Consider the following 18,848-nt stretch of genomic DNA (forward strand, 5'->3'; position numbering starts at 1 on the left):
CGCGGTGCGCATTCCCGCTGGAGCGCGGCGGCGGCCCGGTCGGACCACTCAGCGCCTGGTCAAGGCGACGGCGGCGGCGAGCAGCGTGGCGGCAAGCTGCACTGCTTCGGAAAGACGGACCGCGCGGCGCAGGTCGTGCACCGTGGGAGCCGGGCCGTCCCCGAGGATCGGGCGCATCTCGACACCGTGCGGGTACTCGGTACGGCCACCCAGCCGGACGCCGAGCGCCCCGGCCATCGACGCTTCCACCACCCCCGCGTTGGGGCTGGGATGGCCGGCCGCGTCCCGCCGCCATGCGGCCAGGGCGGCAGCGGGCCCGCCACCGATCAAGGGGGCGAGGGCGGCGGTGAGCAAACCGGTGATCCGCGCCGGGATCAGGTTGGCCGCGTCGTCGACGCGGGCGGCGGCCCAGCCGAAACGCCGGTAGCGCTCGTTGCGGTAGCCGATCATCGCGTCCAGCGTGTTGACCGCGCGATACCCGAGCAGACCCGGGATGCCCGCCACCGCTCCCCACACCACCGGCGCGACGGACGCGTCGGAGGTGTTCTCGGCGATGGACTCCAGTGCCGCGCGAGCGAGCCCGTCCGCGTCCAGCGCCTGCGGATCGCGGCCACAGAGAGAAGGCAGGAGCGCGCGAGCGCCGTCGAGGTCGCCACCGGCCAACCGGTCGGCCATCGCGCGACCGGTCCGGGCCAGACTGCGTCCACCCAGCACGGTCCAGGTGGCGGCGGCGGTCGCGGCCACGCCGCCGCGCCGCACGGCCGCCCCGAGCCCGACCACCGCGCCGACGGCCAGCGTCTCGTGCAGCAACCCCGCCGCGCGCCGGTCGGCGTAGGTCACCGACTCCAAAGCCGCCACCGCCGAGCCGAATCCGGCCACCGGATGCCACCGGCGCGGATCCCCGAACACTCGATCGAGCGCGAATCCGAGCAGCAAACCGAGCGCGGTGGAGGTCCCCTTCTGCACCCGGCGACAGTATCGGGCGCGCGTCGACCGGCGCGCGCGGCCCGGACCGCCCGCCCCCGTGTCACACTCTGTGCCCCTGCGTCGTCGACCCGGTGACGCATCCATAGACTCGCCCGGCGGGGCCCGAACGACGAACGGCGAACAGCAGTGACTTCCGAACAGCCTTCCCCCGAGTCCCTCGACCAGGCCGAGCTGGCGCGGCGGTTCGAGGAGCACCGCCCCTATCTGCGCAGGCTCGCCTACAGCACGCTGGGCAGTCTGAGCGACGCCGACGACGTCGTGCAGGAGGCGTGGTTGCGATTGCAACGCCAGTACGAGGCGGGCGCCGCGAGCGAGATCGACAACCTGCGCGCCTGGCTGTCCACCGTCACCGGCCGGCTGGCCCTCGACCACCTCGGCTCCGCCCGCGTCCGCCGCGAGCAGTACGTCGGCGAATGGCTGCCGGAGCCCGAGGTGACCAGCTGGGACGACCCCGCCGACCGGATCACGCAGGACGAGCGGGTCACCACCGCGCTGCTGGTGGTGCTCGAATCCTTGTCCCCGGCCGAGCGCACCGCGTTCGTGCTCCAGGACGTCTTCGGCATGAGCGGCCCCGAGGTCGCCGAAGTGGTCGGCCGCACCCCGGCCGCCGTCCGCCAGCTCGCCTCACGGGCCCGCAAGCACGTCGAGCAGGGCACGCCGCGCTTCCCGGCCTCGCCGGACGAGCAGAAGAAGGTGGTGTCCGCCTTCTCGGTGGCCTGGCGTTCCGGCGACCTCAGCGCCCTGCTGGGTGTGCTCGACGCGAACGTCAGCCTCACCGCCGACGGCGGCGGCAAGGTGCCCGCGATCCGGCAGCCCGTGCGCGGCGCCGAACTCGTGGCCAAGCTGCTGCTCGGCTGGTACCACTCGCCGTCCGCGGTCGGTGGCTGGGGTCGCGCGGTGCTCGTCAACGGCCAGCCCGGCCTGGTGGTGTTCGACGGCACCCACACCGGCGTGTTCTCCTTCACCGTCGACGACGGACGCATCGTCGCGATCGACGTGGTCCGCAACCCGGACAAGCTGCGCGACCTGCCCACGGACGGTATGCCCGACTGGTTCATGGGCGAGGGCCGCACCGAGCAGGAGTAGTCAGCCCGCGACGCCGAGCGGCCGCGAATACCCGTGCGCGGCCGCCACTTCCGCCGACAGCAGCCGCCCGGCGTCCGCGGTCAGCCCGTGCGCCAGATCGGGATGTGTGGCGCATGCCTCCTGCCAGCCGAGGTCGGCGATCGCCCGCACGTAGGGCAGGGTCGCGTTGGTGAGCGCGATCGTCGAGGTGTGCGGCACCGCTCCCGGCATATTGGCCACGCAGTAGAACAGCGAATCGGCCACCCGGAAGGTGGGATTGGCGTGCGTCGTCGGGTGCGCGGAGGCGAAGCAGCCACCTTGGTCGATGGAGATGTCGACCAGCACGGCACCGGGACGCATGCCGGCGACGAGGTCGTCGGGAACCAGTTCCGGCGCACGCGCCCCCGGTACCAGCACCGCGCCGATCACCAGATCGGCCGACAGCACCGCGCGCCGGATCTCGGCGGCGTTCGACGCGACGGTGGCGATCCGCCCGTCGAAGCGAGCGTCGAGCTCGCGCAACCGATGCAGGTTGGTGTCCAGCACACTGACCCGCGCGCCCATGCCGACGGCGACCGCGGCCGCGTTCGACCCCGCGACGCCGCCGCCGAGCACCACGACTTCCGCCGGGCGCACGCCCGGAACGCCGCCGGGCAGCAGCCCCGCGCCGCCGAGCGGGGCCATCAGGTGGTACGCGCCGACCTGGGCGCCGAGCTTGCCCGCGATCTCGCTCATCGGGGCCAGCAACGGCAGCGACCCGTCGGCGGCGCGGACCATCTCGTAGGCGATGGCGGTGATACCCGAGCGCAGCACCGCGTCGGTGCAGTCGCGCGAGGCCGCCAAGTGCAGAAAGGTGAACAACACCTGCCCGCGGCGCATCCGCGGGTACTCCGGTGCGATCGGTTCCTTCACCTTCAACACCAGCTCGGCTTCCCGCCACACCTGGTCGGCGTCCGGGACCAGGCGGGCTCCCGCCGCGGCGTAGTCGGCGTCGGGGAAGCCCGATCCGACGCCCGCGCCCGCCTGCACCAGCACGTCGTGTCCCTGCCCGGCCAGTTCCCCGGCGCCCGCCGGAGTCAGGGCCACTCGGAACTCCTGCTCCTTGACCTCCTGTGGTACTCCGATCCTCATACCGTCATCGTCGCCCCGGGGCGGGGCCCGCGCCACGATCGACGCGCCGAGCGCGCACCGCGACCACCCGCGCCCCGCGCCGGGGCGAGTTTCTCGGCACGTTGCCCAGCTGAGCGCGGGCGGCCCGCCTCACACGGTGGCCGGGCGACCCAACGGCGGTATCCGCAACTGCTCGGCGCGGCCGCCGAAACGGAAAACGTGCCCCAGGTAATCGAGCGTCTCGCTGAAATGCGCCCAGCCATCGGAGTGGACCGGCACGATCACCGCGTCGCCGAGTACTTCGGCCGCCTGTAGCGCGGTGCGCGCGTTCAAGGTGACGTCGGTGTCCCCGAAACGTCCGACGTTCGCGCCGCCGACGTTGAGCACGGCGATGTCGATGCGGCCGATCCGTTCGGTGATCTCCCGCACCACGTCCACGGAGGCGTTGTCACCCGAGACGTACACCGTCGGCTCCCCGTCGGCGCGCAGCACGAACCCGGTGACGATCCCGCTGAACGGCTCGCACCCCTCCGGTCCGTGCAGGGCGGGCACACCGGTCACCCGCACTCCGTGCACCGTCACGGTCTCCCAGTTCTCCAGTCCGCGCACACCGTCGATGCGGGTGGCGGCGCCGGGCGTGGAGAGCACGGTCGGCACGGTGGTCAGCAGCTTCCGGCCGGAGTCGTCCAAGTTGTCGGCGTGTTCGTCGTGCGAGAGCAGCACCACGTCCACCGGGCCGACCTCGTCGGCCGACACCGCGGGTCCGGTGAGCTTGTGCAACGTGACGGGCCCTGGGTAGTCGCCCGGCTCGTCGAAGGTGGGGTCGGTCAGCCAGGTGCGGCCCGCGTAGCGGAACCGCAGGGTCGGACCGCCGACGTGCAGGATTTCCAGGCCGGTGCGTTCGATCGTGTCGCTCATGTCGTTGATCTTGTCCCGCCCGCAACGGCGACAACAGTGGCCCGAGAGCCGCTTACCGTTAAGATCGGGCCATGCGCACCGTGGCCGTGTTGGCGTTCGACGGGATCAGCCCGTTTCATCTGTCCGTGCCCAGCCTGGTCTTCGGCCGGGTCGGCGTCGAAGGGCCCGCGCCGTATCGCGTGGACGTGTGCGCCCAACAGCCCGGAAGCCTGCGCACACCGGCGGGCTTCGACATCCACGTCCAGCACGGCCTGGAGACGCTGACCCGCGCCGACACCGTCGTGATCCCGAGCTGGCGTTCCGGCGAACCGTTGCCCGGCGAACTGCGCGCCGCCCTGCGAACCGCCCACGCGGGCGGCGCCCGGATCGTCGGCCTGTGCCTGGGCTCGTGGGCGGTGGCGGCGAGCGGGCTGGCCGACGGACGGGAGGTCACCACGCACTGGGCCTCCGCCGCCGAGCTGGCCCGCGCGTTCCCCGCGGTCCGGGTTCGCGCCGACACGCTGTGGTCGGATCTGGGCGACGTCGTGACCTCGGCGGGCGTGGCCGCGGCGCTGGACTGCTGCCTGCACCTGGTCCGCCGGGATCTAGGCAGCAAAGCGGCCACCGAACTGGCCAGGGCGCTGGTCACCGCTCCGCACCGCAGCGGCTCACAGGCGCAGTACATTCCCGTCGCGGTGCCCGAGGCCGCCGACGACGATCCGATCGAGCGGGCCATGGTCTGGGCACGGACGCATCTCGGCGATCCGGTCGACCTGGACGGCTGGGCCCGCGTCGCGCTGATGTCGCGGCGCACCTTCACCCGCCGCTTCCGCGATCGCACCGGCACCAGCCCCCAGCAGTGGCTGCTGCTCCAGCGCACCGACCGGGCGCGGCTGCTGCTGGAGTCCACCACCGACACCGTGGAACGCATCGCGGTCGACACCGGCTTCGGCACGGCGATGAGCCTGCGCCACCACTTCCACCGCATCCTCGGCACCAGCCCCGCCGCGCACCGCGCCAGCTTCCAAGGGCAGAGCTGACCGGAGATCCCGCCGCGCGGGCCGTGGGCGGCCCGGACAGCGGGGCGGCTAAGTTCGTGACCATGCGGATTCAGCTGGGCGAACATGCGCCGGAGATCGAGGAGAGCGCGTGGATCGCGCCGAACGCCACGGTGATCGGCCGGGTGCGGCTCGGCGCCGAGGTCAGCGTCTGGTACAACGCGGTGCTGCGCGGTGACCTGGAGACGATCGAGGTCGGCGCGCGCAGCAATATCCAGGACGGCTGCGTGCTGCACGCCGATCCGGGCTTCCCGCTCACCGTCGGCACGGGGGTCTCGGTGGGACACAATGCGATCCTGCACGGGTGCACGATCGGCGACGACGTGCTGGTCGGCATGGGCGCCACCATCCTCAACGGGGCCGTCGTCGGGCCGGGCAGCCTGATCGCGGCCAACGCGCTGATCCCGGAAGGCGCGCAGATTCCGCCGGGCTCGCTCGTGGCGGGCGTGCCCGGCAAGGTGCGCCGGGAGCTGCGCGCCGAGGAGCAAGATCGCATTCGCCTGAATGCGTCTGTCTACCTAGCAAATACAGCTCAACATCGCACGGCGAATGAGGTGTGAAACACGACACATCGCTCGAGGGTCCAGTACGGTTCGCTGATAGCATTCAGCCAGCGTGCCCGGCGACCCGGGCTCTCCTGTCGACACGGTTGTCGTGCGACTTGTAGCGCAGTGGGGAACCCACCCGGGTCGGTGGGTGGGTGAGCGTGCAGGCAGGAGGTATCACGGTGTCGTACGTGCAGTCGGGTGTGCACGGGCCCAAGGGCCGGATCAGCGTCGCCGACATCGCGGCCCAGCCCGGGGGAGTCGAGGCACTCCAGCGCCGGGTTCATGAGTTGCGTTCCCGCGGCGTGGATTTCGCCGCGAATGCGATCGAGAAGGAAATGGCCGAGCTGGATCTGCCGCGCCAATGACTTCGACGCCACGGTCACCGCGGCCGGCTATGCCGCGGTGACCGTGGCGAGTCCGGCCGTGGTGTGCTGATCCAGCGCCATCAACGCGGCCCGTATCCGCACCGGTTGCCAACCACCGTCCAGTCGCCGCAGGCGCACCGTCCCTTCCGTGCGATGCCGCGCCAGGTCTCGTGACATGGTCTTCGCGGTCGCCAGGTCCTCCGGATGAATCTGCGGCCTCGGCTGCCCCGGGAGATCCTCCCAGGCGATGTCCGGCATGGGCTGACCGATCCACCGGATCAGCCGCAACGAGCGCAGGTTGACGATCGCGCGGTACTCCCCGGGTTCGGTGGCGGCTTCCAGCACCGCGTACTCCAGGATCGTCGGCGGCGGGGCGGCGGAGACCGCGGTGGCCGCGCCGATGTCCTGCGTCACGCCGCGCAGCAGCACGTGCCGTTCGCCCGCGTCATCGAACTCGGTCACGATCCGGCAGGCGAAATGCCCCGCCCGCAGGGCGCCGTCGTCGCGCCGGATGGTCCAGACCGCCTGATGCTCGGTGCCCGGCGCGGAGTTGACGATCTTGGCCAGCGCCTCGCTCTCGTCGCGGTTGGTGACCAGCCGGGTGAACGCGCCTGCGATGGCCAGCTCGGCGGCACGGTCTCGCGGCGCGACGCCGTACAGGTCCAGCAGGTCGATGCTGCGCACCGAACGATTGGTCGTCAGGTCGAAGTGCCAGGCACCCATCGGGTCGGCCGCCGCGACCGCCTCCTGCCGCGGGCCAACCCACAGTCGCACGGCATGCGTCTTCCCCGGCGCGATCAGCAGCGGCTCGGCCCGCACCGTGCGCCGCCCGTCACCCGAGACCCACCCCACCGGCACGCCGGCGGCGCACGCCTGCCGCATCGCGGACTCGGCGTCGGCCAGCGACGCCGGATTGCGCACGATATTGGTCAGCGGCACGAACGATTTCGGCGCCGACCCCACCGCGATCACTCGTCCCGGAGAACCCGAGAAACATTCGAGGAGAATCCATTTCGTCACCGCTGACGCCCCCGCGCGCCGTCACCGGCGCGGCGCGGAGCGTCGACCAACCCCCATAACGTGAGATACGTTCTACCAGTTATCATTTCGACATCCCCGTCCCTGACCGCGGATCCGTGCGCGCGGTCTCAGGAACGGAATACCATGTCCAGCACCTTCTCGTGGCAGGACCCGGCGATCCGTGTGACCAGGTCCACAACGACGGCGTCCAGTCCGACCAGCACCTTCGCCTCGCCGCGCGCGGCGCCGCGCAGAATGGTCCGCGCCGCGGCGGCCGGGCTGGTCCGCGCCACGTGCCCTTCGAATCGGCGCACCACCTGCCCCGCGTCGACCCCCGGCGCGAGGCTCGCCGACCGGGCGATCCCGGTGAGCACGCCGCCGGGATACACCCCGGTGACCCGCACCGACCCGCCCGCCGCGCGCATGTCCTGGCGCAGCGAATCGGTGAAGCCCCGCACGGCGAACTTCGCCGCGTTGTACGGCGCGTGCCGCGCCACGGCCACCAACCCGAAGGCCGAGGACATGTTCACCACATGCGCGCGATCGGCGGCCAGCAGATGCGGCAGGAACGCCTTGGTTCCGTTGACCACGCCCCAGAAGTCGACGGCCATGACCTCTTCGAAATCGCTGAACGGCGACTCCAGCACACCGCCGACGTGCAGGATGCCCGCGTTGTTGAACAGCGCCTCGACCCGCCCGTACCGTGCGACGGTGCGCTCCGCGTAGGCGAACACGGCCGCGCGATCGGTGACGTCCACCGTGCTCACCGCGGGCTCCCGGCCCGCGGCGGCGCACAACCGCGCGGTCTCGGCGACGGCCTCCGTCGATTTATCCGACAGTGCCAACCACGCCCCCGCACCGGCCAGGGCCACCGCCAATTCCCGGCCGATACCCGCGCCCGCGCCGGTGACCGCCACTACGCGATCCGCGAAATACCCCACCGTTCAACCCCTTTCCGCACCGGCCGAGGAAGCGGCCGGACGTCATCCACAGGCTAGCCAGTCGGATCTGGACACGCGACCTGCTCGACGGGATCGTGCGGTCGGGCAATGCCCGGTCCCGCTGCGCCCGCCCAATGAAATAATGGACGTTCCCGTCCGCACCCGTCGCGAGGCCGCGCCCACCGGCCACGGCCCGGCCACCGCGCCGAACCCACTGGAGATCCGATGCCAACCATCTCGCCCATGCTGCAGCGCATCCTCGAGAAGCCGGTCGCCGACGGCGAAAAGCTCCTGGAAAGCGCGCTGTCGGCCTTCCTGGATTTCGGCATCAAGCGGACCAGCATGGGCGAGATCGCCCGCCGCGCCGGAATCAGCCCGGCCACGCTGTACCGGCGCTACGAGTCCAAAAACGATCTCGTCGAGGCGGTCAGCGTCCGGGAGGCACAGCGCTTCGTCGCCTCGATCGAGAAGCAGGTGCACACCGTCTCCGGAAACGACGATCAGCTGGTCGAGATCTTCGTGGCGTTCATCGGCGCCATCGCGGGCAACGAACTGCTGCGCAGGCTCCTGCGGACCGAGCCCGACCTGATCCTGCCCCGGCTGACCACCGAGGCGGGGCCGATCCTCGCCGTCGGCCGCGACTATCTGGCCGAGAAGCTGCGCGAGTTACGGAATGCCGGTGGCACGCACGACTTCGACGCCGATCTGGTCGCCGAGATCATGGCCCGGCTGGCGCTGTCGCTGGCCCTGACCCCCGACGGCCTGATCCCGGTCAGCGACCGGAACGCGGCGCGCGAATTCGCCCGCCGCACCCTGCTGCCGATGGTCGGCGTCCGGGTCGACGCGTAAACCGACACCGAACGCGGCGGCCACCCGCTCGTCGAGTTCGGCCCGCGCCGCCGGATCCGGCGTCCGGCCCTCGACGAACTCCCGCACCAGGTCGATCACGTCCGCCGACCGGGCGGCCGCGGGATCGGGCACCGGCAGCCGCGACACGTACTGGGTGATCCAGCGCCGCCGGCCCGAGTACAACCGATTGCCACAGACCACGTCGTAGAACCGCAACCCCAGCGCCGAATTGGCCACGCCCATCAACAGATACGCGAGGCGCGTCGCCTCGGCGGGCGCACCGGCCAGATCGGGCAGCGAGATCCAATAGCAGTCGCCGTTGACCACCGCGCCCGAACTGTCCAGCGCGAAGCGGGGGCGGTCGCTGATATCGGGGAAGACCAGTTTCGGCTCCCGCCACAGATGCGGACGCTGCGGAACCCAGATCTCGTACCAGGCGCGACCGCTCTCGGCGACATAGCGTCGCCCGGCCAGCGTCTCCCGATGCGAACGCAGATACGCGGCGGCGCCGGGATACTCCTCCAGATCGATCGGCGTGCGACGCGCACTGGCCAGGTCGTAGGGGTAGAGCACGCGCACGTCGCGGGCGCGCGCAGTCCGCCACGGCGCGAGGTCGTGGTGCGTGATCAGATCGAGCAGCAGTTCGGGCTCCGGGCACGGGTCGGCCTGCGCCCAGCGGTCGGAGATGAACACGCGGTCGGCGGTCGTCTTGATGCCGACCCGGATGCGCGCGAGGTCGCCGAAACTGCGCCAGGTCGTCGTCGCTATCCGCGCCAGCCACGCATCGATCGCCTCGTGCGACATCCGCCACGCCGCCTCCGTCTCGCCGCGGCGGGTCGTTCGTCCGGCGGCGAGTTCCGGCGGCCCGTCGCGCGTCACCGCGCCGATCGCGCTGTCGCCGCGGCTCCTACCGGCTCCGGAACTGCCGACGGGCCCGCATTCGGTCACGAGCGTGCCGACCTCGACCACGAACGTCCGGCCGTTGTACGCGACGATCGAGCCGTCTTGGCCGACCAGCGCCTCGAACAGCGTTCCGGCGCCGGGTTCAGCGCCGCTGACCTCGTAGGCGGAGACATAACGGCAGCGGTCGTCGCGCTCGGAACGGCGCGCGATGGTGATCGCGGGGAGGACGGCGGCGGTGAACAGTTTGGTGTCCCCCAGGTCGTACAGCTCGACGGGAGCCAGGTCGGTCAGCAGCAACCGCCGGATATTCGCACCGGCCTTCGTGGTCAGGAATCGGTTGGCGCACAACAGGCCCAGCACACCTCCCGCGGTCAGCAGGCGGGGCAGCGTCGCGACGAACGGGTGGGTCAGATCGATCCGCCCGCGCAGATCGAACCGCTTGCTCAACAACCGCGCGGTCGATCCGCCCAGCTGCTGGGTACGCACATACGGCGGGTTGGTGATCACGGCGTCGAACGAGCCGTCCGGGAGCCGCGCCTCGACGGCGAGGAAATCGGCCCTGCGCCAGTGCGCGGCGATCCCCGCCGCACGGGCGCGCTCGCGGGCGACCGCCAGCGCGTGGGCGTCCAGGTCGTAGCCGATCAGCACCAAGCGGACACCGGGGAACCGGGTCGCGGCCTCGCGATGCACGGCGAACAGCAATTCACCGTCGCCGCAGGCGGGATCGAGCACGCGCAGCACGCCGGCGTCCGACGGCTCGACATGGCGCAGTAGCCGTTGCGCGAGAAACCGGGCCAGCACGGGTGGTGTGTAATGCCTGCCGTGCCGCTTGCGGTCCCGCGCGGCGGGGGCTTCGGACGCCATATCGGGATTCTGCCTGCTGCGGCCGCGCCGATCGCCGCAACGGGGCAACTGGATCGCGCGATCGCGCGCGTCGCGATCGACTCGCCCGGCACCACCGCGGCCAGTGCTTTCGCGCCGAGGGGTTCGATGCTAGCGTTCGGTCTCAAAATAAGACTCCCAAAGGAGGCGGGGGATGACCGTGACGACCGACGACTTCGCGGCGCTGACGCGCGTGCTCGACGAGCGGTGGACCTGCAGGCAGTTCCGTTCCGAGCCGGTCGAGCGCGACACCATCCGCGCGTTGCTGCGGCTGGCTCAGCGGACGCCGTCGTGGTGCAACACCCAGCCCTGGCAGGTCGTGGTGACGGAGGGCGCCGGAACAGATCGCTTCCGCAAAAACCTCATCGAGCACATCGCGACCGCTGTCCCCGCACCGGATTTCGAATTCCCCGCGCAATACACCGGCGTGTACCGGGAGCGCAGGCGCGAATGCGGGAAGCAACTGTACGACAGCGTCGGCATCGCAAAAGGCGATCACGAGAAGACCATGCGGCAGGCCGTGCGGAATTTCGAACTCTTCGACGCGCCGCACGTCGCGATCGTGACCAGCGAAGCGGATCTGGGCGTCTACGGGGCGGTGGACTGCGGGCTCTACATCGGCAGTTTCCTCTTGGGCGCGCAGAGCCTCGGCCTCGGCGCGGCGCCGCAGGCCGCACTGGCCTCCTACTCCCCCTTCATCCGCGACTATTTCGGCATTCCCGATCACCGAAAGGTGGTCTGCGGAATCTCCTTCGGCTACCCGGACACCGATCACCCGGTCAACGGTTTCCGCACGACACGGGCGGAGCCGGACGAAGTCGCCACTTGGTTCGCCGAGTGAGGTCTCGGGCCGCGGGCTCCGCCACCGCCCGACACTGCTCGGTGGCGGCGGAGCACGCACGATGGCCCCTGGCCCCGGCGGTCGTGTCACCAGGGCAGCACGCCGTATTCGTCGTCCCCGGCAGCGCCCCAGCGGTATCCCCACAGCTGCCCGCTCGGTCCGTCGGCGGGCAGCGTCGCGAGACGCACGGCGACTTCGGCGCCCTGCGCGGCTGTACGAAAACCGCTGTGGCCGTTGAAGTCGGTCGCACAATACCCGGGGTTCGCGGCATTCACCTTGATCGGGGTATCCCACAACTCCTTGGCATACATCGCGGTCACCATGGTCAGCGCGGTTTTCGAGGACGGGTATGCGATCGCGGCCATCGGCCACATGGGCCCGTCCGGATCCATCATCAAGGCCAGTGATCCGACCTCGCTGGACACGTTGACGATTCGAGCGGCCTCGGCCCGGCGCAGCAGCGGCAGCATCGCATTCGTCACCGCGACGACACCGAAGACGTTGGTCTCATAGACCTTTCGCAAGGTGGACAGCGCGGTGGACGACGGTTTGCCATCCCCGTCGAGGCGACCGGCGATGCCCGCGTTGTTCACGAGCACGTCGAGCTCCCCGAACTCCTCCTCGATTCGGGCCGCCGCCCGCGCGACCGAATCGGCGTCGGTGACATCCAGTCGCACGAAGTGCGCGTCGGCGCCCTCGGCGTTCAACTTCTCGGTGGCCGCGGCGCCGCGGGCTTCGTCCCTGGCGCCGACCAGGACGGTCGCGCCACGTGCGCCGAGTTGCCGAGCGATTTCGTATCCGATGCCTTTGTTGGCGCCGGTGATCAATGCGGTTGTCGTCACACCACGAGGCTGTCATCCGCCGCTGCCGCCGGGGAGGACCGATTTGTACCACCCCCGGACGGCGATCGTGGGCCAAGCATGCCAAGTGCTGCACATCTCCGACACCGATCAACGCATGATCGTGTACTGCGCGACACCGGGGTCACCCACCGCCCGGATCTTCGACGCGCTCGTGCGGACAGGCCACTGACGCGCGTCTTCCGGCCACCCCAGCACCGACGGCATCGTCCTTTCGAGCATGCCTCAGCGCGTGCGACCGGCGGCCTCCGCACCGGCGGCGCCGAGCAGGCCCGGCCCCGGCTCGGGGATGACCTCGCGCGCGGTGAGTTCGGTTCCGCACGAGTCGCATTCGAGCCGGATGTGCGCCTCGCCCGGGCAATCGCGGTGGCCGTAGCGCACCGGCGGACCTTCGGGCGCCATGTAGGTGTCGCCCCAATCGCGGATGGCCAGCAGGATCGGGTAGATGTCGTGGCCCTTCGGGGTGAGGCGGTACTCCTCGTGCGCACCCACGGCAGCCTTCTGTTTGACGAGGATGCCGTTGTCGATCAGCCGGTCCAACCGATCCTGCAACCTGCTGCGCGAGATGCCCAGTGCGCTCTGGAAAGCGTTGAACCGCCGGATACCGGAGAAGCACGACTTGAGGATCAGCAGCGTCCAGCGGTCACCGAAGATCACGAGTGGGCGCGTGATCGAGCACGGCACATCGGCCAGTTCTTCGTAGCGCACCTTCCGATGCTACCGACCACCCAGCCGCCCCCGCCCCGTGAAACCTCACGACCGCCGCCTGCCCGGACGAGTACATCGCACGAAACCACCGAGTGGGCTCGCACCGCCCGTTCGCGGACGCGGCATTGGCGCGGAGTCCGGAAACGCGAAGCGGGCCCCGGCAGTGCCGGGGCCCGCTTCGATGCGTGGATCAGAGCGGAATGTTCTTGTGGTGGCTGGCGCGAGCCGGAGCCGCGGCGAGCGCTGCGGCGATGATGCTGCGGGTCTTCGCCGGGTCGATGACCTGGTCGACGACGCCGATCGCCATGGCGCGCTCCACACCGCCCGCGATGCGCTCGTGTTCGGCGGTGAGGCGCTCGTGCAGCGCCTCGCGCTCCTCCTCCGGCGCGGCCGCGAGGGCCTTCTTGTGCAGGATGCCGACCGCGGCCTTGGCGCCCATGACGGCCACCTCGGAACCGGGCCACGCGTAGACCGCCGTCGCACCGAGCGAGCGGGCGTTCATCGCGATGTAGGCGCCACCGTAGATCTTGCGGGTGACCAGCGTGACGCGCGGAACGCGCGCCTCGGCGAACGCGTGCAGCAGTTTCGCGCCGCGCCGCACGACGCCTTCCCATTCCTGGCCCACGCCGGGCAGATAACCCGGCACGTCGGTGATCACGATCAGCGGAATGCCGAACGCGTCGCACAGCCGCACGAAACGCGCCGCCTTCTCCGCGCTTTCGGAGTTCAAGCAGCCGCCGAGGCGGATCGGGTTGTTCGCCAGCACGCCGACGGTGCGGCCACCGAGACGGCCCAGACCGGTGACGATGCTGCGGGCGTACCCGCCCTGCAGTTCCTCGAACGACGACTCACCGTCGACGTTGTCGAGCAGCTCGTGGATGATCGGCTTCACGTCGTAGGCGCGCTTGGCCGATTCCGGCAGCATCGCTTTCAGATCCACGTCGCCGTGCTCGGCCGCGACCAGGTCGAACTCGCCCTGCTCGGCGAACATCGACACCAGCCTGCGCGCGCGGTGCAGGGCGTCGGCTTCGTCGTCGGCGACGATGTGGGTGACGCCGGACTTCTTGCCGTGCGTCTCCGGCCCGCCCAAGGTGGCCATGTCGACCTGCTCGCCGGTCACGCTGCGCACCACGTCCGGGCCGGTCACGAAGACGCGGCCTTCCGGAGCCATGATGACGATGTCGGTCAGCGCCGGACCGTAGGCGGCGCCACCGGCTGCGAAGCCGAGCACCACGGAGATCTGCGGAACCAGGCCGGACGCGCGGACCATGGCCTCGAAGACCAGGCCGACCGCGTGCAGCGCCTCGACGCCCTCGGCCAGGCGGGCGCCGCCGGAGTGCCACAGGCCGACCACGGGGACACCGGAGTCGATGGCGGTGTCGATGGCGTCGACGATGTGCTTGCAGCCCTCCACTCCCATCGCGCCGCCCATGACGGTCGCGTCGGAGCAGTAGGCCACGGTGCGGACGCCGTCCACCTCGCCGATGGCAGCGAGCACGCCGGACTTGTCACGCGGGTGGAGCGGAAGAATGGTGCCCGGATCGAAGAAGCGCTGGAGTCGACCGAGCGGATCACGCGGGTCGGTCGCCGTCTCCTGATGCAACGCGGGAGCGATGATTGTCATCGCGTTGTCTCCTCAACCTCAATGAGTGCGCCGCTGCCGCGGCTGCGTATGTCGAAACACGGCGGGGCCGAGCCACTACAGATGGCCGGCCCCGCCGGGATCGTTGTGCAGTCGATCGCGCGGCTACGCCCGACCGAAGGCGAGCGCCACGTTGTGCCCACCGAATCCGAAGGAGTTGTTGATCGCGTACTCGATCTCCTGGCGGCGGGCTTCGCCCTTCACCACGTCGAGGTCGATCTCCGGGTCCTGGTTCTCCAGGTTCAGCGTCGGCGGCACGATGCCGTCGCGGATGCTGAGCACGGTCAGCACGGACTCCAGTGCGCCGACGGCGCCGATCGAGTGGCCGAGTGCCGACTTGGGCGCGTACACCGAGGCGTGGGTGCCCACGGCTTTGGTGATCGCGTTCGCCTCGGCGGTGTCGCCGATCGGCGTCGCGGTCGCGTGCGCGTTGATGTGCGTGATGTCCTTCTTGGTCAGACCCGCGGACTGCATCGCCCTGGTCATCGCCCGCGCGGCACCGTCACCCGTGGGATCGGGGGCGACGAGGTGGAAGCCGTCGGAGGTGATGCCCGCGCCCAGCAGGCGCGCGTGGATGGTCGCGCCACGGGCCTTCGCGTGCTCTTCGGTCTCGATGACCATCAGAGCGCCCGCCTCGCCGAAGACGAAGCCGTCGCGATCCTTGTCGAACGGCCGCGACGCGCCCTTCGGGTCGTCGTTGCGGGTGCTCATGGCGCGCATCATGGTGAATGCCGCGATCGGCACCGCGTCGATGAAGCCTTCGACGCCACCGGTGACGACGATGTCGGCGTCACCCATGACGATCATGCGCCAGGCGTTGGCGATGGCCTCGGAGCCCGACGAGCATGCCGAGACCGGAGTGACCACTCCTGCCCTGGCCTTCAGTTCGAGGCCGACAACGGCCGACGGGCCGTTCGGCATGACCATCTGCACAGCCAACGGCGAGATCTTGCGATAACCGCCGTTCTTCAGCTTGTCCACCGAATCGATGAGGGCGTCACCGCCGCCCAATCCGGTGCCGATGGCCACACCCAGCCGCTCCGGGTCGACTTCCGGGCTGCCCGCGTTCCGCCAGACCTCGCGACCGAGCACGGTCGCGAGCTGCTCGACGTAGGCCATGCGCCTGCATTCGACACGAGACAGCAGAGTGTCGGGCCGGACCTTCAGGTGACCGCCGATGCGGACCGGAAGGTCGTATTCCTCGACGAAGGAATCCTCGAGAACGTCGATGCCGCTCTCGCCGTTGAGGAGTCCCTTCCACGTCGCATCGACGTCACCCGCGATCGACGTGGTCGCCGCAAGGCTGGTTACGACGACGTTGGGGAAGTTCCCGTTCAAGGTGGAAGGAGTGGTCACAGTTTCGGCCCTACTCGGCGTTGTCGAACTTGGCCTTGAGCTCGGCCGCCGCCTCAGCGTTCTCGGCTTCGAGCTTCTGGATGTAGTTGACGGCGTCGCCGACCGTCTTCAGGCTGGCCAGATCCTCGTCGGGGATCTTGACGCCGTACTTGTCCTCGGTCTGAACCGCGATCTCGACCATGGACAGCGAGTCGATGTCCAGGTCATCGACGAAGGACTTCTCGATCGTCACCTCGGAGGGCTCGATGCCGGTTACCTCTTCGATGATCTTGCCGAGTTCCTCGACGATTTGTTCCTGGGTCAGAGCGGCCACTTCGTGGCTCCCTTCTTGATACTTTGTAGGGCTCTACTGGTTTTTTTCGGATCGAGCGCGGTAATAGTTACCGCCTCTCGGTCACGACCTCGCATCTGCATGCATGGTCGCGGAGGAAAGCTAGCCGGATACGGTCAGCTCAGCCAACGCGGGGAGGTCTTGCGGGGTCTTCAGGGCCAGCGTGGGCGTGCCCTTCAGTTCCCGCTTGGCGATGCCGACGAGGGTGCCCGCCGGCGGCAGTTCCGCCACCGCCGAGACGCCGGCTTGCCGGACGGTCTCGGTGCACAGGTCCCAGCGCACGGGCCGGGTGACCTGCGCGGCGAGCTTATCGATCGCGTCCTGTCCGGACGCGACCGGCTTGCCGTCGAAATTCGAGAGCAAGGTCCTGGTCGGCTCGTTCGGCGTGATCTTCGTTATGGCATCGGTCACAGCATCCTGCGCCGGGGCCATGAACGCCGTGTGGAACGCGCCCGCGACGGGCAGCGCCCGAACCCTGGCCTTCTCCGGGGGGTTCGCGGCGAGTTCGGCGAGAGCGTCCAACCGACCCGCGGCCACGATCTGACCCACCGCGTTGCGGTTGGCCGGCACGAGGTCGAGTTCGGTGAGCCGTTCGAGCACGGCGGCCTCGTCGCCGCCGAGCACCGCGGACATTCCGGTCGGCTCCAGTGCACACGCCTTGGCCATCTCCGCTCCGCGGATGGCGGCCAGCCGGACCGCGTCGTCGGCGGAGATGACTCCGGCGACCGCGGCGGCGGCGAGTTCACCGACCGAGTGCCCGGCGACGATGGTAGCGGCGGGAAGCTCGTCGGGCGAGATCTCCGCGAACGCCAGCAGCGCCGCGGCGACCACCAGGGGCTGGGTGACAGCGGTGTCGGTGATCTCCTCGGCCGTCGCGGTGGTGCCGAGACGGACCAGGTCCAGGCCGGAAGCCTTGGACCACAGCGTCAGGCGCTCATTCGCGCCGGGAAGGTCGAGCCAAGGCGCGAGCATGCCGGGTGTCTGAGAGCCCTGTCCAGGGGCGAACAACGCGATCACGCCTCTAAGAAAACACTGTGAGGCGGGCCGCACGAGATGTCGACGCGAATGAAGGTTCGGAAGCGCTTTTGTGGGGGTTCCACAAAAGACCACGTGGGCTGTCCGAATCGACCGATTCCACGGATGCGTTACAGGCCCTCGGTACCGAAGGCCACCGAAGTGACCTCTGGGGCAGAAGCTGATGATTCGTTACGGGTTCGTGTCAAACGACCCACGGTGGCGGCGATCCGGAGCACATACGCGTCCCGCGGATTCATCGGATCACGGCCGGTGACCTCGGCGATGCGCTTGAGCCGATACCGGACCGTATTTGGATGGACGTACAGCTGACGCGCACACGTCTCGACCGCTCCGCCGCAATCCAGGTAGGCATCGAGCGTGTCCGCCAGCGACGACCCCGCTGCGGCCAACGGTAGGACAAGGTACTCGTTCAGCGCGTCGATCGCAGCTCGATCACCCAGCAACGCGCGTTCCGGGAGCAATTCCGCCGCGTGCACCGGTCGCGGCGCCCCGCGCCAGCCCACCACGGCTTCCATTCCGGCCAGCGCCTCCACCGCACTCGCGTGGGCCGCGCCCAGCGTGCGCGTGGTCGGCCCGATCACCACCGGCCCGTCGGAGAACACCTCGGCGAGCAGGTCGGCCAGGAACGGGGAGACTTGAGCGGTCTCCCCCAGGTGCCCCGAGACCACCATCACCAGCCTGGTGCCCTGGACGACCGCGAGCGCGGCCCGCCCGTGCCGCGCCGCGATGGAATGCACCGCACCCACCGACGAGACGCCCTGCTCGCCGGGCGGGGTGCCCACCAGCACCGTCGCCGGTGCGGTGGCGTCCCAGTTCAGCGTCGCCGCCCGGGAGAGCATGTCCGGCCCCGTGTCGCCGCGCACCACGGCGTCGACGACGAGCGCCTCCAACCGGGTGTCCCACGCGCCGCGCGACTCGGCGGCGCTGGCGTACACCGAGGCGGCGGCGAATCCGAGCTCGCGCCCGTATCGCAACACCGCCTCGGTCAGAGCGACCAGCTGCCGATCGTTGCGCGCGAGCGCGGGCAGCCACTGCTCGAAGAACTCCATGGCGACGCGGACCATGTCCACCGTCTGGCGCAGCGTCAGCCGCCGCGCGAGATCCTGCGGGATCACCTGGAAGGCGTCCAGGCTGAACCGGATGTCGCTGTCCGGGTCCTGCAGCCATTCCAGGAAGTTCACCACCGCGGTCTGCACCAGCATCTGCACGCCGGCGCGCTGCGCGGCGTCCAGATCGGCGAAGAACGGCAACCGATCCTGCATCGACCCCACCGCCTCGGTGGAGAGGCGGCCGGAGAACTGCTTCACGCGTTTGAGCAGCGTGTCCGGGAGGGGGTCGCGAGTCTGCCGGTTCGGGGAGAGCGCGCCCGTCGGCAGATACACCTCGTGCTCGGAAGAGCCCTCGGAGATCCGTCGCGGCCGCGGCGGTTTACGGTCCACCATCCAAT

18 protein-coding genes and 1 pseudogene are annotated in these 18,848 nt (G+C 70.1%); 6 read left to right on the forward strand and 13 right to left on the reverse strand.

All coding sequences use genetic code 11. The annotated features are described in order from the left end of the window. Nucleotides 1-48: 48 nt before the first annotated feature. Nucleotides 49-966: a cobalamin biosynthesis protein gene (locus QMG86_RS22815; RefSeq protein ID WP_281874719.1), complete on the reverse strand. Its 918-nt coding sequence runs from the start codon at nt 964-966 to the stop codon at nt 49-51. A 147-nt stretch (nt 967-1,113) separates the two neighbouring features. Here QMG86_RS22815 and sigJ point away from each other — a divergent pair, with 147 nt between their 5' ends. Then, nucleotides 1,114-2,073, forward strand: a complete 960-nt coding sequence (gene sigJ / locus QMG86_RS22820) for an RNA polymerase sigma factor SigJ (RefSeq protein ID WP_159840242.1) — start codon at nt 1,114-1,116, stop codon at nt 2,071-2,073. On the opposite strand, the gene ald is transcribed toward sigJ, so the two are convergent. Together ald and QMG86_RS22830 are read right to left on the reverse strand one after the other, a co-directional pair. After that, on the reverse strand, nt 2,074-3,183 hold the full coding sequence (gene ald, locus QMG86_RS22825) for an alanine dehydrogenase (RefSeq protein ID WP_281874720.1): 1,110 nt from the start codon (nt 3,181-3,183) through the stop codon (nt 2,074-2,076). A gap of 129 nt (nt 3,184-3,312) precedes the next feature. Beyond that, on the reverse strand, nt 3,313-4,080 hold the full coding sequence (locus tag QMG86_RS22830; protein WP_281874721.1) for an MBL fold metallo-hydrolase: 768 nt from the start codon (nt 4,078-4,080) through the stop codon (nt 3,313-3,315). A 71-nt stretch (nt 4,081-4,151) separates the two neighbouring features. On the opposite strand from QMG86_RS22830, the gene QMG86_RS22835 reads away from it, so the two are divergent. The 3 genes from QMG86_RS22835 to QMG86_RS22845 all read left to right on the forward strand — a co-directional run bounded on the left by QMG86_RS22835 (nt 4,152) and on the right by QMG86_RS22845 (nt 6,030). Continuing rightward, nucleotides 4,152-5,099 (forward strand): GlxA family transcriptional regulator, encoded by a 948-nt coding sequence (locus QMG86_RS22835; protein WP_281874722.1) that lies wholly within the window; start codon nt 4,152-4,154, stop codon nt 5,097-5,099. Between the two features lie 62 nt (nt 5,100-5,161). Then, a complete protein-coding gene (locus QMG86_RS22840; protein WP_281874723.1) occupies nt 5,162-5,677 on the forward strand; it encodes a gamma carbonic anhydrase family protein in 516 nt (171 codons plus the stop codon). A gap of 167 nt (nt 5,678-5,844) precedes the next feature. Further along, a complete protein-coding gene (locus QMG86_RS22845) occupies nt 5,845-6,030 on the forward strand; it encodes a hypothetical protein (RefSeq protein WP_039803648.1) in 186 nt (61 codons plus the stop codon). Between the two features lie 27 nt (nt 6,031-6,057). Here the strand turns inward: QMG86_RS22845 and QMG86_RS22850 are convergent, their stop codons facing one another. Continuing rightward, entirely contained in the window at nt 6,058-7,050 is a 993-nt protein-coding gene (locus tag QMG86_RS22850) for a GAF domain-containing protein (protein ID WP_281874725.1), read from the reverse strand. 128 nt (nt 7,051-7,178) lie between these two features. Next, nucleotides 7,179-7,991 (reverse strand): SDR family NAD(P)-dependent oxidoreductase, encoded by an 813-nt coding sequence (locus tag QMG86_RS22855; RefSeq protein WP_281874726.1) that lies wholly within the window; start codon nt 7,989-7,991, stop codon nt 7,179-7,181. A gap of 342 nt (nt 7,992-8,333) precedes the next feature. Here QMG86_RS22855 and QMG86_RS22860 point away from each other — a divergent pair. Next, nucleotides 8,334-8,729: pseudogene (locus tag QMG86_RS22860) on the forward strand (TetR/AcrR family transcriptional regulator); the annotation flags it as partial. On the opposite strand, the gene QMG86_RS22865 reads toward QMG86_RS22860, so the two are convergent. Further along, nucleotides 8,658-10,607, reverse strand: coding sequence for an Eco57I restriction-modification methylase domain-containing protein (locus QMG86_RS22865; protein ID WP_281874727.1), 1,950 nt, complete (start codon nt 10,605-10,607; stop codon nt 8,658-8,660). The pseudogene QMG86_RS22860 and the gene QMG86_RS22865 overlap by 72 nt on opposite strands. A gap of 172 nt (nt 10,608-10,779) precedes the next feature. On the opposite strand from QMG86_RS22865, the gene QMG86_RS22870 reads away from it, so the two are divergent. Continuing rightward, nucleotides 10,780-11,466 carry a nitroreductase gene (locus QMG86_RS22870; protein ID WP_281874728.1) on the forward strand — a complete coding sequence of 229 codons (687 nt, stop codon included), beginning with the start codon at nt 10,780-10,782 and terminating at the stop codon, nt 11,464-11,466. A gap of 86 nt (nt 11,467-11,552) precedes the next feature. Here QMG86_RS22870 and QMG86_RS22875 read toward each other — a convergent pair whose 3' ends face one another. The 7 genes from QMG86_RS22875 to QMG86_RS22905 form a co-directional block, all read right to left on the reverse strand. Then, entirely contained in the window at nt 11,553-12,308 is a 756-nt protein-coding gene (locus QMG86_RS22875) for an SDR family oxidoreductase (RefSeq protein ID WP_281874729.1), read from the reverse strand. Between the two features lie 243 nt (nt 12,309-12,551). Beyond that, nucleotides 12,552-13,034, reverse strand: coding sequence for a winged helix-turn-helix transcriptional regulator (locus QMG86_RS22880; protein ID WP_281874730.1), 483 nt, complete (start codon nt 13,032-13,034; stop codon nt 12,552-12,554). 190 nt (nt 13,035-13,224) lie between these two features. Continuing rightward, a complete protein-coding gene (locus tag QMG86_RS22885; RefSeq protein WP_281874731.1) occupies nt 13,225-14,658 on the reverse strand; it encodes an acyl-CoA carboxylase subunit beta in 1,434 nt (477 codons plus the stop codon). Nucleotides 14,659-14,781: 123 nt separating this feature from the next. Then, the gene (locus QMG86_RS22890) at nt 14,782-16,032 is read right to left on the reverse strand and encodes a KasA/KasB family beta-ketoacyl-ACP synthase (protein ID WP_159840133.1); all 1,251 of its coding nucleotides are present in this window, start codon (nt 16,030-16,032) and stop codon (nt 14,782-14,784) included. Between the two features lie 10 nt (nt 16,033-16,042). Next, entirely contained in the window at nt 16,043-16,345 is a 303-nt protein-coding gene (acpM, locus tag QMG86_RS22895) for a meromycolate extension acyl carrier protein AcpM (RefSeq protein WP_039796877.1), read from the reverse strand. Nucleotides 16,346-16,465: 120 nt separating this feature from the next. After that, on the reverse strand, nt 16,466-17,380 hold the full coding sequence (locus QMG86_RS22900; protein WP_281874732.1) for an ACP S-malonyltransferase: 915 nt from the start codon (nt 17,378-17,380) through the stop codon (nt 16,466-16,468). A 128-nt stretch (nt 17,381-17,508) separates the two neighbouring features. Next, entirely contained in the window at nt 17,509-18,843 is a 1,335-nt protein-coding gene (locus tag QMG86_RS22905) for a PucR family transcriptional regulator (protein ID WP_281874733.1), read from the reverse strand. Nucleotides 18,844-18,848 lie beyond the last annotated feature (5 nt).

Source organism: Nocardia sputorum, assembly GCF_027924405.1.
Taxonomy (GTDB): Bacteria; Actinomycetota; Actinomycetes; order Mycobacteriales; family Mycobacteriaceae; genus Nocardia; species Nocardia sputorum.

What these genes read in the sequence shown, in the direction of transcription:
- ald (WP_281874720.1), bottom strand. Translation starts at nt 3,183, where the DNA reads ATGAGGATCGGAGTACCACAGGAGGTCAAGGAGCAGGAGTTCCGAGTG.
- QMG86_RS22830 (WP_281874721.1), bottom strand. Translation starts at nt 4,080, where the DNA reads ATGAGCGACACGATCGAACGCACCGGCCTGGAAATCCTGCACGTCGGC.
- QMG86_RS22835 (WP_281874722.1), top strand. Translation starts at nt 4,152, where the DNA reads ATGCGCACCGTGGCCGTGTTGGCGTTCGACGGGATCAGCCCGTTTCAT.
- QMG86_RS22840 (WP_281874723.1), top strand. Translation starts at nt 5,162, where the DNA reads ATGCGGATTCAGCTGGGCGAACATGCGCCGGAGATCGAGGAGAGCGCG.
- QMG86_RS22865 (WP_281874727.1), bottom strand. Translation starts at nt 10,607, where the DNA reads ATGGCGTCCGAAGCCCCCGCCGCGCGGGACCGCAAGCGGCACGGCAGG.
- QMG86_RS22870 (WP_281874728.1), top strand. Translation starts at nt 10,780, where the DNA reads ATGACCGTGACGACCGACGACTTCGCGGCGCTGACGCGCGTGCTCGAC.
- QMG86_RS22885 (WP_281874731.1), bottom strand. Translation starts at nt 14,658, where the DNA reads ATGACAATCATCGCTCCCGCGTTGCATCAGGAGACGGCGACCGACCCG.
- QMG86_RS22905 (WP_281874733.1), bottom strand. Translation starts at nt 18,843, where the DNA reads ATGGTGGACCGTAAACCGCCGCGGCCGCGACGGATCTCCGAGGGCTCT.